This window comes from Aquabacterium sp., from assembly GCF_049274795.1.
Classification (GTDB): Bacteria; Pseudomonadota; Gammaproteobacteria; order Burkholderiales; family Burkholderiaceae_C; genus Aquabacterium.
This window is the reverse complement of sequence record NZ_JBASTH010000121.1, coordinates 1-13,678: the sequence shown is the minus strand read 5'-3', so window position 1 is coordinate 13,678 and position 13,678 is coordinate 1. Positions and strand designations below refer to the sequence as shown.

General features: G+C 66.0%; 11 protein-coding genes and 1 pseudogene. 10 read left to right on the top strand and 2 right to left on the bottom strand.

Translation table 11 applies throughout. The features are described from left to right. Positions 1–119: 119 nt before the first annotated feature. The 10 genes from WAQ08_RS20600 (at position 120) to nagZ (ending at position 10,179) form a co-directional block, all read left to right on the top strand. Positions 120–1,673: a DegQ family serine endoprotease gene (locus tag WAQ08_RS20600; protein ID WP_422194329.1), complete on the top strand. Its 1,554-nt coding sequence runs from the start codon at positions 120–122 to the stop codon at positions 1,671–1,673. A 381-nt stretch (positions 1,674–2,054) separates the two neighbouring features. Next, positions 2,055–3,863: a translation elongation factor 4 gene (gene lepA, locus WAQ08_RS20595; protein ID WP_422194327.1), complete on the top strand. Its 1,809-nt coding sequence runs from the start codon at positions 2,055–2,057 to the stop codon at positions 3,861–3,863. After that, positions 3,863–4,834 carry a signal peptidase I gene (lepB, locus tag WAQ08_RS20590; protein WP_422194325.1) on the top strand — a complete coding sequence of 324 codons (972 nt, stop codon included), beginning with the start codon at positions 3,863–3,865 and terminating at the stop codon, positions 4,832–4,834. Before lepA ends, lepB begins: the two co-directional genes overlap by 1 nt. 17 nt (positions 4,835–4,851) lie before the next feature. Continuing rightward, entirely contained in the window at positions 4,852–5,229 is a 378-nt protein-coding gene (locus WAQ08_RS20585) for a DUF4845 domain-containing protein (protein ID WP_422194323.1), read from the top strand. Between the two features lie 62 nt (positions 5,230–5,291). Continuing rightward, the gene (rnc, locus tag WAQ08_RS20580; RefSeq protein WP_422194409.1) at positions 5,292–5,966 is read left to right on the top strand and encodes a ribonuclease III; all 675 of its coding nucleotides are present in this window, start codon (positions 5,292–5,294) and stop codon (positions 5,964–5,966) included. Between the two features lie 133 nt (positions 5,967–6,099). Continuing rightward, positions 6,100–7,053, top strand: a complete 954-nt coding sequence (gene era, locus WAQ08_RS20575) for a GTPase Era (protein ID WP_422194407.1) — start codon at positions 6,100–6,102, stop codon at positions 7,051–7,053. Beyond that, positions 7,050–7,814 carry a DNA repair protein RecO gene (recO, locus tag WAQ08_RS20570; protein WP_422194321.1) on the top strand — a complete coding sequence of 255 codons (765 nt, stop codon included), beginning with the start codon at positions 7,050–7,052 and terminating at the stop codon, positions 7,812–7,814. Before era ends, recO begins: the two co-directional genes overlap by 4 nt. Further along, on the top strand, positions 7,811–8,632 hold the full coding sequence (locus WAQ08_RS20565) for a pyridoxine 5'-phosphate synthase (RefSeq protein WP_422194319.1): 822 nt from the start codon (positions 7,811–7,813) through the stop codon (positions 8,630–8,632). The genes recO and WAQ08_RS20565 overlap by 4 nt, the downstream gene beginning before the upstream one ends. Next, the gene (gene acpS / locus WAQ08_RS20560) at positions 8,629–9,027 is read left to right on the top strand and encodes a holo-ACP synthase (protein ID WP_422194317.1); all 399 of its coding nucleotides are present in this window, start codon (positions 8,629–8,631) and stop codon (positions 9,025–9,027) included. The genes WAQ08_RS20565 and acpS overlap by 4 nt, the downstream gene beginning before the upstream one ends. A gap of 30 nt (positions 9,028–9,057) precedes the next feature. Beyond that, positions 9,058–10,179, top strand: coding sequence for a beta-N-acetylhexosaminidase (gene nagZ, locus WAQ08_RS20555; protein ID WP_422194315.1), 1,122 nt, complete (start codon positions 9,058–9,060; stop codon positions 10,177–10,179). 72 nt (positions 10,180–10,251) lie between these two features. Here the strand turns inward: nagZ and WAQ08_RS20550 are convergent, their stop codons facing one another. Both WAQ08_RS20550 and WAQ08_RS20545 read right to left on the bottom strand, forming a co-directional pair. Further along, the gene (locus WAQ08_RS20550; RefSeq protein WP_422194314.1) at positions 10,252–12,138 is read right to left on the bottom strand and encodes an AMP-dependent synthetase/ligase; all 1,887 of its coding nucleotides are present in this window, start codon (positions 12,136–12,138) and stop codon (positions 10,252–10,254) included. Positions 12,139–12,348: 210 nt separating this feature from the next. Next, a pseudogene (locus tag WAQ08_RS20545) lies at positions 12,349–13,678 on the bottom strand (ribonuclease E/G); the annotation flags it as partial.

Genomic DNA, 13,678 nt, shown 5'->3' with positions numbered 1-13,678 from the left:
GAGCTAGCTACGTTTACCGCCTGTTTACCGTCCTGGCAACGATTCGTGCCTTCAAGGCACTGAACTGTGGTTCACACTTCGAGTTTCAGACGTTTCTTTCTCATTCGAGGCTTTCGTCCATGACCTTGTCGATCTTTTCCCAGTCCATGCCCCGCCTGACAGCGTTGTCACGTGCAGGGGTCGTGATGTCGATGGCGGGCGTGCTGGCCGGTGGCGCGCTGATGCCCCTGTCTGCCCAGGCGCAAGCGGCACCCGGTACCGCGGTGGCGCCGGCCGCGCCCATCGTGCGTGGCCTGCCTGACTTCACCGATCTGGTTGACAAGGTGGGCCCCTCGGTCGTGAACATCCGCACCACGCAGCGTGTGCAGGTGGGCCGCCCCGGCACCGGTGAGATGGACGAACAGATGCAGGAGTTCTTCCGCCGCTTCTTCGGCATGCCGCTGCCAGGCCAGCCCGTGCCCAAGCAGAACAAGCCCAAGGGCAAGGGCGAGAACGCCGAGCCGCAAAGCGAAGAGCGCCCGCGTGGCGTGGGCTCGGGCTTCATCCTCACGGCCGATGGCTTCATCATGACCAACGCCCATGTGGTCGATGGCGCCGACGAGGTCTACGTCACGCTCACGGACCAGCGCGAGCTCAAGGCCAAGATCGTGGGCGTGGACAAGCGCACCGACGTGGCCGTGGTCAAGATCGAGGCGCCCAATCTGCCCGCCGTGCGGGTGGGCGATGTCAGCAAGCTCAAGGTGGGCGAATGGGTGATGGCCATCGGCTCGCCCTTCGGGCTGGAGAACAGCGTCACCGCGGGCATCGTCAGCGCCAAGTCGCGTGACACGGGTGAAGAGATCCGCTTCATCCAGACCGATGTGGCCGTGAACCCCGGCAACTCCGGCGGCCCCCTGATCAACATGCGTGGCGAGGTGGTGGGCATCAACTCGCAGATCCTGAGCCGCTCGGGCGGCTTCATGGGCATATCCTTCTCGATCCCCATTGACGATGCGATCCGCGTGGCCGATCAGCTGCGGGCCAATGGCAAGGTGGTGCGTGGCCGCATCGGCGTGTCCATCGAGCCGGTCAGCAAGGAAGTGGCTGATTCGCTGGGGCTGGCCAAGCCGCAAGGCGCCGTGGTGCGCATGGTCGAGCCTGGTGGCCCGGCCGACAAGGCGGGGCTGGAGGCCGGCGACATCATCACGCGCTTCAACAACGTGGTGGTGGACAAGGCCGGTGATCTGCCACGCCTGGTGGGCGCCACCAAGCCGGGCAGCAAGGCCACGCTGCAGGTGTTCCGTCGCGGTGCCTACAAGGACCTGTCGGTCAATGTGATCGAGCTCGACGACAAGCCCAAGCAGGCGGCTGCAGCTGGTGCACCTAGCGCGCCGGGCAAGTCAGAGGCCAAGCTCGCAGGCACCGTGCTGGGCCTGGAGCTTGCCAACCTGAGCGCCGAGCAAAAGCGTGATCTGAAGGTCAACGGCGGCGTGCTGGTGATCGATGCAGAAGGGCCAGCCGCGCGTTCCGGCCTGCGTGAAGGTGATGTGATCCTGGCGATCGCCAACGTGCAGGTGGCCGACGTCAAGCAGTTCGAGACCGTGCTGGCCAAGGTGGACCGCAGCCGGCCCGTGAGCGTGCTGGTGCGCCGTGGCGAGTGGGCGCAGTACGCCGTGATCCGCCCCAACAACTGAGGCCAGCCTGTCCAGGGCGACCCTCCCGTCGTCCCGGATTTTTCTCTTTGTGAAAAAACCAACGTTTTTTCATTTTGCTGCATCGCGACAGGACCCAGCCCCGTCGTGTTAATAAGTTGAGGGCGGGGTGAGGGGGCGCTGAAAAGCGGCTCCGAGGGATTCGCTACAATCCTCCCCCGACGCGAAACCCGCCTGGATTTGTTCACAAAGACCTGTGGATAAGTTGTGCAAAACAGCCTTGTAGGCTGTGGGCAACGCCCCTTTGGCCCCGGTCTGAAGGGGCTTGCCAAGGATGCTTTTGGCTACAATGAAAGTCCAACAAGCAGTTGCCATACGTTTTTGTTGGAAGGCGCGTCACCCGTTTCGACGTGCCTTTTTTTTATGAATCACATCCGTAATTTCTCCATCATTGCCCACATCGATCACGGCAAATCCACCCTGGCTGATCGCATCATCCAGCGCTGTGGCGGCCTCAGTGATCGCGAGATGGAGGCCCAGGTTCTTGACTCGATGGACATCGAGCGCGAGCGCGGCATCACCATCAAGGCCCAGACCGCCGCGTTGCAGTACAAGGCCAAGGATGGCAAGGTCTACAACCTCAACCTGATCGACACGCCGGGCCATGTGGACTTCTCTTATGAAGTCAGCCGCTCGCTATCGGCGTGCGAAGGCGCGTTGCTGGTGGTCGATGCCAGCCAGGGCGTCGAGGCGCAGACGGTGGCCAACTGCTACACCGCGCTCGAACTGGGCGTGGAGGTGATCCCGGTCCTCAACAAGATGGACTTGCCGCAGGCGGATCCGGATCAGGCCAAATCAGAGATCGAAGACGTCATCGGCATCGATGCCACGGACGCCATTCCGTGCTCGGCCAAGACCGGCATGGGCATCGACGAGATCCTGGAGGCCGTGGTGGAGCGCATGCCGCCGCCCAAGGGCGATGCCGACGGCCCGCCGCGCGCCATGATCATCGACGCCTGGTTCGACAACTATGTCGGCGTGGTGATGCTGGTGCGCATGGTCGATGGCACGCTGCACAAGGGTGAGCGCATCCGCATGATGGCCACCAACACGGTCTACCCGATCGAGCACCTGGGCGTGTTCACGCCCAAGAACGAGAACCGCGAGAAACTCAAGGCGGGCGAGGTGGGCTTCATCATCGCCGGCATCAAGGAGCTGGCCGCCGCCAAGGTGGGCGACACCGTCACGGTCGAGAAGAAAACGCCCAACAACGCCGGCCCGGCCACCGAGGCGCTGCCCGGCTTCAAGGAAATCCAGCCGCAGGTGTTCGCGGGCCTGTACCCGACCGAAGCCAGCGAGTACGACCAGCTGCGCGACGCGCTGGAAAAGCTCAAGCTCAACGACAGTTCGCTGCGCTACGAGCCCGAGGTGTCGCAAGCGCTGGGCTTTGGCTTTCGCTGCGGTTTCCTGGGCCTGCTGCACATGGAGATCGTGCAGGAGCGCCTGGAGCGCGAGTTCGACCAGGACCTGGTGACCACCGCGCCCAGCGTGGTCTATGAGGTGGAGATGAACGATGGTGCCATCCTGGAGGTCGAGAACCCATCCAAGATGCCCGAGATCGCCCGCATCCGCGAGATCCGCGAGCCCATCGTCACGGTGCATCTGTACATGCCGCAGGATTACGTCGGCGTCGTGATGACGCTGGCCAACCAGAAGCGTGGCGTGCAGCTCAACATGGCCTACCACGGCAAGCAGGTCATGCTGACCTATGAACTGCCCCTGGCCGAGATCGTGCTGGACTTCTTCGACAAGCTCAAGAGCGTGTCGCGCGGCTATGCCTCGATGGACTACGAGTTCAAGGAGTACCGCGCCTCTGATGTAGTGAAGGTCGACATCATGATCAACGGCGAGAAGGTCGATCCGCTGTCCATGATCGTGCACCGCAGCCAGAGCCAGTACCGTGGCCGGGGCGTGGCCGCCAAGATGCGCGAACAGATCCCGCGCCAGATGTACGACGTGGCCATCCAGGCGGCCATCGGCGCCAACATCATCGCCCGGGAGAACATCAAGGCGCTGCGCAAGAACGTGCTGGCAAAATGCTATGGTGGCGACATCAGCCGCAAACGCAAGCTGCTCGAAAAACAAAAGGCCGGTAAGAAACGCATGAAGCAGATCGGCTCCGTCGAGGTGCCGCAAGAGGCGTTCTTGGCCATCCTACAAGTGGACGATTGATGAGTTTGATCACAGGTGTGTTGTACGCGGCCCTGGTCGTGTACCTGGGGGGCTGGTACATGGGGCATTGGCAGGGCAATTTCGCCTTGCTGTTGTTCATCCTGACAATGGTGACGCTGGTCTACTGGCTGGCCGAGCGCTACAAGTTCCGCCCGGCCCGTGAGGCCGCCGCGGCGCGCTTGCTGGAGCAGGATCGGGCTCGTCGTGGGCAGCTGGCTTCGCAGGGCATCTCGCAGGTCGACGGCAACGTCGAGGAAGCCCGTGCCAGGTTGCTGATGCAGCCCTGGTGGCTGGACTGGACCGCCGGCCTGTTCCCGGTGATCTGCGCCGTCTTCCTGATGCGCTCCTTCCTGTTCGAGCCGTTCAAGATCCCCTCGGGTTCGATGATCCCGACGCTGCTGGTCGGTGACCTCATCTTGGTCAACAAGTACCACTACGGCATTCGTCTGCCGGTGATCAACAAGAAGATCTGGGACAACCACAACCCCGAACGTGGTGATGTGATCGTCTTCCGCTTCCCGGTCAACCCCAGCATCGACTACATCAAGCGTGTGGTGGCTGTGCCCGGTGATGAGGTGTCCTACCTCAACAAGAAGCTCTACATCAATGGCCAGCTGATCCAGCAGCAGCCGCTGGCCGAGTTCTACGACGAGGACAGCATGCGCTACACGCTGCAGTTCTCCGAGAAACTGGGCAAGGCTGATCACCGCATCCTGGTGGACAAGGACCGCCCGGGCTACATCCCCGAGCCGGCCATCGAGCAGTTCCCGCACCGGGATCTGTGCCGCTACAGCGGCGAAGGCGTGACCTGCAAGGTGCCCAAGGGCTATTTCTACGCCATGGGCGACAACCGCGACAATTCCCAGGATTCGCGCTACTGGGGCTTCGTGCCTGAAGAGAACATCGTGGGCAAGGCCTTCGTGGTGTGGATGAACTTCGGCAATTTCAAGCGCGTCGGATTCTTCAACTGAGTTTCATGGAGGCGAGGATGAAACCTGCGATTCAATCGAATGCACCTGCTCGCCGCCAGCGCGGTATCACCCTGTTCGGGCTGCTGTTCTGGGCTGTGATCGTGGGCGCGGTGGCGGTGTTGCTGATGAAGCTGTTCCCGGCTGTCAATGAGTACCGCACCATCCTGTCTGTGGTCAATGCAGTGTCCAAGAGCGGCGCCAGCAGCGTGCAGGAGGTGCGTACAGCCTTTGAGCAGCGCAAGTCTGTCGAATACGGCATCGAGTCGATCACCAGCAAGGATCTCGAGATCACTAAGGACAACGACAAGATCGTGATCGGCTTCGCCTACGACAAGGAAATCGAGCTGTTCGACCCGGTCTACCTGGTGATCAAGTTCAAGGGCCACTCACGGTGACACGTCGCGGGGCCGCCGCGCAGCCGCCGGCCTCGCCGCACGGTTCCGCTTCTGCCCATCCTCTGAACGCGCTGCAGGCGCGGCTGGGCCATCAGTTCTCTGACAGTGGCCTGCTGCGCCGCGCGCTCACGCACAAGAGCTTCGGCGCCGAGCAGAACGAGCGCCTGGAGTTCCTGGGCGATTCGGTGCTCAACCTGGCGGTGTCCGACCTGCTGTACAAGCAGTTTGACCGCAACGACGAGGGCGATCTGACCCGCGTGCGGGCCCACCTGGTGCGCCAGGACACGCTGCACAAGCTGGCCGTGTCGCTGCAGTTGCCCGAAGTGCTCCGCATGAGCGAAGGCGAGGCCAAGGGCGGTGGGGCGCAGCGCCCCTCCATCCTGGCTGATGCGCTCGAGGCGGTGATCGGTGCCGTCTACCTCGATGGTGGCTTTGAGGCTGCCCGCGCGCTGGTGCTGCGGCTGTTCGAACCGCTGGTGCTGCAGACCACGTCCGAGGTCTGGTGCAAGGACGCCAAGACCGCCTTGCAGGAATGGCTGCAAGGGCGCAAACTGCCTTTGCCCGGCTACCGCATCGAAGCCACCAAGGGCAAGGCCCATGCGCAGGTTTTCGTGGTGGTGTGCGAGTTGGCGTCGCAGGGCTGGTCGGTCAGCGGCGAGGGGGCCTCCCGCCGTGCGGCCGAGCAGGTTGCGGCCCAGAAAGCGCTGGAGCGTCTGCAGGCCACCGACGCTTCCTGAGCGCGCTCGCCGCGCGTTTTTTTGTTTTTCCCGGCCCCACTGACTCCTGGATTTCGCATTGCCCATGGCCACGCCCGACGACAACTCTCCCGAACAGAACCCCGACCTGGATGCCATGCTGGCCAACCTGGCCATGGCCAAGAAGGGGCAGGGCGCCGAGCAGGTGCCTGCATCGGCGCAGCGCTGCGGCCTGGTGGCCATCGTGGGGCGCCCCAACGTGGGCAAGTCCACGCTGATGAACGCGCTGGTGGGCCAGAAGGTGTCCATCACATCCAAGAAGGCGCAGACCACGCGCCATCGCATCACCGGTATCCGCACCGAGGGTGACAGCCAGTTCGTGTTCATCGACACGCCGGGCTTTCAGACGCGCCACACCGTCAAGGGCACGGCGGCGCTCAACCGCAATCTGAACAAGACGGTGCAGGCCACCTTGTCCGATGTGGATGTGGTTCTGTTCCTGGTTGAGGCCGGCCGTTTCGGGCCGGACGATGCCAAGGTGCTGGCCTTGATGCCCAAGGACAAGCCGGTCTTCCTGATCGCCAACAAGCTCGATGCCGTCAAGCTGCGCGCGGACCTGCTTCCCTGGCTGCAGCAGATGCAGACGCACCATCCGTTCGCCGAGTTCGTGCCCTTGTCGGCCCAGAAGCTCGATGACGTGCGCCGCCTGGCCGACATCGTGCGCCCCTACCTGCCGCAGCAGGCCTGGTGGTACGACGAAGAGGCCCTGACCGACCGCACCGACCGCTTCCTGGCCGGTGAGATCATCCGTGAAAAGCTCTTCCGCCTGACCGGCGATGAGTTGCCCTATACCTCGACCGTGGTGATCGACACCTACACCGAGGAGCCCTCGGACAAGCCCAATGGCCGGCCGTTGCTGCGCATTGCCGCGTCCATCGTCGTCGAGCGCGATTCGCACAAGGGCATGGTGATCGGTGACAAGGGCGAGCGCTTGAAGCGCATCGGCACCGAAGCCCGAACCGAACTGGAGCGTCTGCTGGACACCAAGGTCTTCCTGGAGATCTGGGTGAAGGTGCGCTCCGGTTGGGCCGATGACGACGCACGCCTGCGCACCTACGGCTACGAGTGAAGACGCGCGCGGCCACCGCGGCCTTCGTGCTGCACAGCCATGACTGGAGCGAGTCCAGCTTGATCCTGGACCTGTTCACGCGCGCGCATGGGCGTGTGGTGGCCGTGGCCAAGGGCGCCAAGCGGCCGTATTCGCAGTTGCGGCCGGTGCTGCTGCCGTTCCAGCGCCTGTCGGTGGCCTTCGGCGCCAAGCAGGGGCAGGATGTGGAAGTGTGGCTGCTGCGCCAGGCCGAATGGGCCGGCGGGCCAGCCTGGCCCGGTGGTGATGCCTTGCTGCCGGGCTTCTACGCCAACGAGCTGCTGATGCGCCTGCTGCCGCGCCATGATCACCTGCCACGCCTGTTCGATGCCTACGTGGATCTGTTGCCCGCGCTGACCTTGCCGGGCACCTTGCATGCCGCGCTGCGGGCCTTCGAGCTGATGGTGCTGCGCCAGTTGGGACATCTGCCGGATCTGTCCCTGCACAGTGCCAGCGGGCAGCCAGTGAATGACGACGTGCTCTACACGCTGCACCCGGAGCTGGGTGTGTGCGAGGCGCAGGCCGATGACGCCACCTTGCCCGGCTGGCTGATGCGCCAGCTCGAATCCGTGCTGCAGCCGGCCTTCGAGGCCGATGCCGACGGGTTGCCCGAGCCGCTGCTGCAGGCTTGCGCCCTGGGATCGTCCGGCCTGCGCTCGGTGCTTCGCATCGTCCTTCACTATCATGTAGGGCCGCAGCCGCTGCGCACGCGGCAGTTGATGATGGACCTTCAGCAAACATGAGCCTTTCCCCTCTGCAATGGACCGACACCCACGCCGCGCTGCTGGGCGTCAACATCGACCACGTGGCCACGGTGCGCAATGCGCGCGGCGGCCTGTACCCCGACCCCGTGGCGCTGGCCCAGCTGGCGGTGGAGGCGGGCGCGGACATCATCACCTTCCACCTGCGTGAAGACCGCCGCCACATCCGTGACGACGATGTCGCGCGCTTGAAGGAACATATCAAGGCGCCTTTGAACTTCGAATCGGCCGTGACGGACGAGATGATCGGCCTGATCGAGCACATCCAGCCCGAGCATGTGTGCCTGGTGCCCGAGCGTCGCCAGGAAGTCACCACCGAAGGCGGCCTGGATGTGCGTGGGCAACTGGCGCGTGTGAAGGATGCCTGCGGGCGCCTGAGCGCGGCCGGCAGCCGCGTGTCGCTGTTCATCGGTGCTGACCTGGACCAGATCGATGCCTCGGCCGAGGCCGGCGCGCCTTGCGTGGAGTTGCACACCGGTGCCCTGGCCAACGCCTGGTGGGCGCAAGACGACGCGGCCGTGCAGGCTGAGCTGGACCGCCTGGTGCGCGGCCTGCGCCATGCCGGCTCGCTGGGTCTGCGCACGCACGCCGGTCATGGCCTGGCGCTGAGCGACACCGGCCCCGCCATGCCCTGGATGCCGCAGCAGGCACGCACCAGCAGCACCGCTCTGGTTGCCGCGCTGCCTGAAGTGCTGGAGCTGCACATCGGCCATGCGCTGATCGGCCACGCGCTGATGGTGGGCCTGCGCCAGGCCATCGGCGATTTCAAGGCCGAGATAGCCCGGAGCCGCCGCGCATGATCGTCGGCATCGGCACCGACCTGTGCGACATCCGCCGCATCCAGGCGACGCTGAGCCGCAAGGGCGAGCGTTTTGCCGAGAAGGTGCTGGGCCCTGAGGAGCTACAGGTGTACCGCCAACGCACCGCCCGCGTGCCGGCTCGCGGCCTGCGCTACTTGGCCACGCGCTTTGCTGCCAAGGAAGCGTTTTCCAAGGCCATCGGCCTGGGCATGCGCTGGCCCATGACCTGGCGCCACGTGCAGGTGCTCAACGCCGCCAGCGGCCGCCCGGAGATCGTGCTGCGCGGCGAGTTGCTGCCCTGGTTCGAGGCCAGGGGCTGGAAGGCCCATGTCACCGTCACCGACGAGGTGGACCACGCGCTGGCCTTCGTTGTCGTGGAAACGCAAGCATCCTGAACACCCCAGATTCATTCCCCACTGTCACCCATGGCCAAGAAGACACCCTCCGCCCGCCTTTCTTCCGCCGAGCACGATGCCGTGGCCCACGCCCCGGTGGTGCTCGATGTCGAGGGCCTGAGCCTCAATGACGACGATCGCCGCCGCCTCAAGCACCCGCTCACCGGTGGCCTGATCCTGTTCGGGCGCAACTGGCAGAGCCGGGCCCAGGTCACGGCCCTGTGCGCCGAGATCAAGTCCATTCGCCCCGATGTGCTGATCAGCGTGGACCACGAAGGTGGCCGCGTGCAGCGCTTCCGCACCGATGGTTTCACGCACCTGCCGCCCATGCGTGCCCTGGGCGACATGTGGATGAACGATGGCAAGCAGCCGGCCGGCCACGGCGCCATGGCCGCGATGGACGCGGCCAGTGCCTGCGGCTATGTGCTGGCCGCCGAGCTGCGCGCCTGTGGCGTGGACCTGAGCTTCACGCCCGTGCTGGATCTAGACTGGGGCGGCAGCACCGTCATCGGCGACCGTGCCTTCAACGGCGATGCCCGTGTGGCCACCACCCTGGCACGCGCCGTGATGCAGGGCCTGCTGCACGCGGGCATGGCCAACTGCGGCAAGCACTTCCCTGGGCACGGCTTCGTGAAAGCTGATTCGCACGTGGAGATCCCGGTCGACAAGCGCAGCCTGAAAGCCATCCTGGCCGATGACGCCAAGCCCTACGAATGGCTCAGCACCGTGCTGACCAGCGTGATGCCCGCCCACGTGATCTACCCCAAGGTGGACAGCCAGCCTGCTGGCTTCTCCGCCCGATGGCTGCAGGACATCCTGCGCGCCCGCCTGGGCTTCACCGGCGCGATCTTCAGTGATGACCTGAGCATGGAAGGTGCCAGCGTGGCCGGCAGCCATACCCAGGGCGCCATTGCCGCGCTCAATGCCGGCTGCGATCTGGTGCTGCTGTGCAACCAGTCGCTCAAGGGCGGCGCCCCGGTGGATGCCTTGCTTGATGGCCTGCAGGCCGCACAGGCCCGTGGCGAATGGACGCCCAGCGCCGACAGCGAGGCGCGCCGCCTGGATCTGCTGCCGCAGACCGCGTCCATGCCCTGGGACGAGTTGATGCTGCATGCGCCTTACCAGCAGGCGCTGTCCAGGCTGCCGGCCTGAGCGGCCGACAAGTGATCATCAGGGCAGGGTGGTTGCGGTGTACCCGCAAGCCCAGCCCTGATGGTGCTCCGCTCAGCCGGCACTGTCCGCCTGTGCGTAGAGGCCGCTGATCACAGCCTGGTTGCGGTCGATCACCACCTTGCGCTTGACCTTCATGGTGGCGGTGATCTCGCCGCCCTCGATGGTGAACGGCTGGCGCAGCACAGCGAACTTGCGGATGTGCGCCACGCGCGCCTGCTGCTCGTTCACCTGGTTCACGGCGGCCTGCAGAGCCTTGCGAACCTCGGGATGGTCGTAGAGTGCGTTGAGGGGCTCGGGCAGGCCCTTGGCCTGCGCGAAGGCGGCCAGCGCCTGCGGGTCCAGCGTCAGCAGCGCGGTCAGGTAGTGGCGCCCGTCGCCGCAGGCCACGGCATGCTCGATCAGCGCCGTGTCCATCAGTGCTGCCTCGATGTTGCCCGGTGACACGTTCTTGCCGCCCGAGGTGATGATCAGGTCCTTCTTGCGGCCGGTGATGAACAGGTAGCCGTCGGCATCGATGTGGCCCAGGTCACCGCTGCGCAGCCAGCCGTTGTCCAGCGCCTCGCGCGTGGCCTCGGGCTGCCCGCCGTAGCCCTGGAAGATGTGGGGGCCACGGATCAGCACCTCGCCATCGTCGCCGATGCGGATCTCGGTGCCCGGCAGCGCCTTGCCGACCGAGCCCAGCCGGGTCTGGCCTTCCAGGCTCAGGGTGGAGGGGCCGCAGGCCTCGGATTGCCCGTAGAGCTCCCGCACGACCAGGTCCAGGCCCGTGAAGAAGCGCAGTTTGTCAGGGGCGATCGGGGCGGCGCCCGAGATCAGCAGGCGTGCACGGTCGAACCCCAGGGCGGCCTTGACCTTGTCGTGCACCAGGCGGGTGGCCAGGCGCTTGCGCAGGTTCAGCCAGGCGCCGGGCTGCCGCCCGTCCAGCACCGCGGCGTGCCATTGCCGGCCGATGCCCAGGGCCCAGCGGGCCATGGCGGCTTTGGGGCCGGTGGCCTGGCGCAGCTTGTCCTCGATGGCGGCCTGCATCTTCTCCCACACCCGTGGCACGCCGAAGAAGATGGTGGGGCGCACTTCCTTGAGGTGGTCGCCCAGTTCTTCCATGCTGCGTGCGTAGTACACCGTGAAGCCGTTGCAGGCCTGGTTGTGCAGGCAGCCCAGTTGCTCGGCGATGTGGGCGAAGGGCAGGTAGGACAGCATGTGGTCCTGCTGGGCGGCGCCGGCCGTGCGCCCCAGCATGTCGGCCGTCCAGGCCAGGTTGCCATGGTTGAGCACCACCGCCTTGGAGGGGCCGGTGGTGCCCGAGGTGTAGATCAGGGAGCCGATGTCTTCAGGGCGCAAAGCCTGCAGCCTGGCCACGCGCTCGGCTTCCAGGGCGGTATCCTGCCCTCGCGCCATGAAGGCCTCCCACGGCAGCACGCTGGCCGGGGCAGGGGTGTCGCGGCGCATCATCACCACATGCTGCAGGCCGGGCACACGGTCCTGGCAGGCCCGGGCCTTGGCCAGGCGCTCGTCATCGTCCACCAGCAGCACCGAGGCGCCGGAGTGGTTCAGCACGTGCTCGATGTCCTTGGTGGAACTGGTCCAGTAGATGCCGGCGGGCACCGCGCCGATGGACATCGCCCCGAAAGCCATGACGGCCCATTCCGGGCGGTTGAACCCCAGGATGGCCACCGATTGACCATGCTGCACGCCCAGGCTGAGCAAGGACCGTGCGGCGTTGGCCACTTGCGCGCCGTAGTCCTGCCAGGAGGTGGCCTCCCACACCTTCGGCCCGCGCGTCAGATAGGCATCTTGCTTGCCCAGGCGCTGGGCTGTCGCCATCAGCCGTGTGGGAGCCGAGATGAAGTCGTCCTGGGGGCGGGGTGCTGCCGGGCCTTGGCCGCTTCCCTGCAGGGCGGTCTGGTCGGGGGGCGATGTCGCGAGAGAACTGAGCGCCATGCGGATCTCCTGGGGTTGGACAGGCGTGAGGCGGCACGCCGACCATTCTTGTGATCGTGTGGACCCTCATTAGACGCATGCATGACGTTAACGTCAACATCATGTCGCATAGGTGAAAACCCATGGGACCCCATACGGCCAACCTTGCCGAGCGGACATGAAAAAAGCCCGGCAGGGCCGGGCTTTTGTGGGGGCGATGAGCCGTCTGGATCAGGCGGCCGTCTCTGTCGTTTCGAAAGGCAGGCGGATCTGGGAGAGATCCTTGCGGGTCTCGACCAGCACCAGGGGGCCTTCGTCCAGCACCACCGCCGGCTTGCGCTCGCGGGGCACGTGCACGGGGCGCGGCTCGACGGCGATGGCTTCGGCCACGGCACGGATCTTGTCCGCGTCGGACTGCACCCATTCCAGGCCGGCCTGCGTCGCCAGGGCGCTCAGGTCGGTCAGGGGCAGCTCGTACGCGGGCACGGCAGGCACGGCGGGCTGGACCGGCTCGGGCTGCACCAGGGCGGCGGCAGGGGCCACGGGCTCGATGGCCTCAACGGGCTGGGCTGCCACCACCGGGCTGGCTTCGGCAGGCGCCTCGGCAGCCAGGCTGAACGGGCCAGTACCGGCGTCGTTCGCGGACGGCACAGACAGTGTCAGGGCCTCGTCGGTCTGCTCGCGGCGCTCACGGCGGCCACCGCGATCACGGTCGCGGCCACGGCCACGACGGTTACCGTCTTCGTCGGCCTGGCCTTCAGTGAAGCCTTCCGGGGCAGCGGAGGTGGACTCGTCACGGTCCGTTCCGGCCTGATCGCCATCGGCGCTCACGGCATCCACGGCACCGGCTTCCTGCTCGCCACCACGGCCTCGGCCACCACGACGACGGCGGCGGCCACCTTCGCGGCCCTCACGCGCTTCAGGAGCGTCGGAGGAGGCTTGCTCATCACTCAAGCCAGCATCTGCCACGGCCAGGGGCGTGGTACCGATATCGGCTGTGTCGACCGTCAGGCCTTCGGCGTTCTCACGCGGGCCACGTTCGCCACCACGGCGGCGGCGGCCATCGCCACGTTGACCATCACCGCGCTGACCGTCACGTTGGCCTTCGCGCTCGGCGTTGCCGCCAGCGGCCAGTTCCTGAGTGGCGCGCTCTTCGCGCTGGCCACCTCGACGGCCACCACGGTTCTGGCGCTCTTCGCGAGCTTCACCTTCACCCACCGGGCGTTCGGCGCGCTCGTTGCGATCGCCACGGCCACCACGGCGCTCATTGCCGTTGCGTTGGCCTTCGCCACGTTCACCACCACGCTCGTTGCGGTCACCACGGCGTTGCGGGTTGCCATCACGGCGGCCGTTGTTGCGGTTGCCGCCCTTGGATTCGGGCTCGGCAGGGGCCACCGGCGCTGCTACGGGGGCCGGTACCGGCGTTGCCGTGAAGGGCTCGGGGGCAGCGAACAGGCGCTTGAGCCAGCCGAAGAAGCCACCAGAGGCCGGTGCGGGTGCCGTCACCGGGGCGGGCGCTGCGACAACGGCCGCCGGGGCGGGGGCAGGCTCGGGCTTGGGC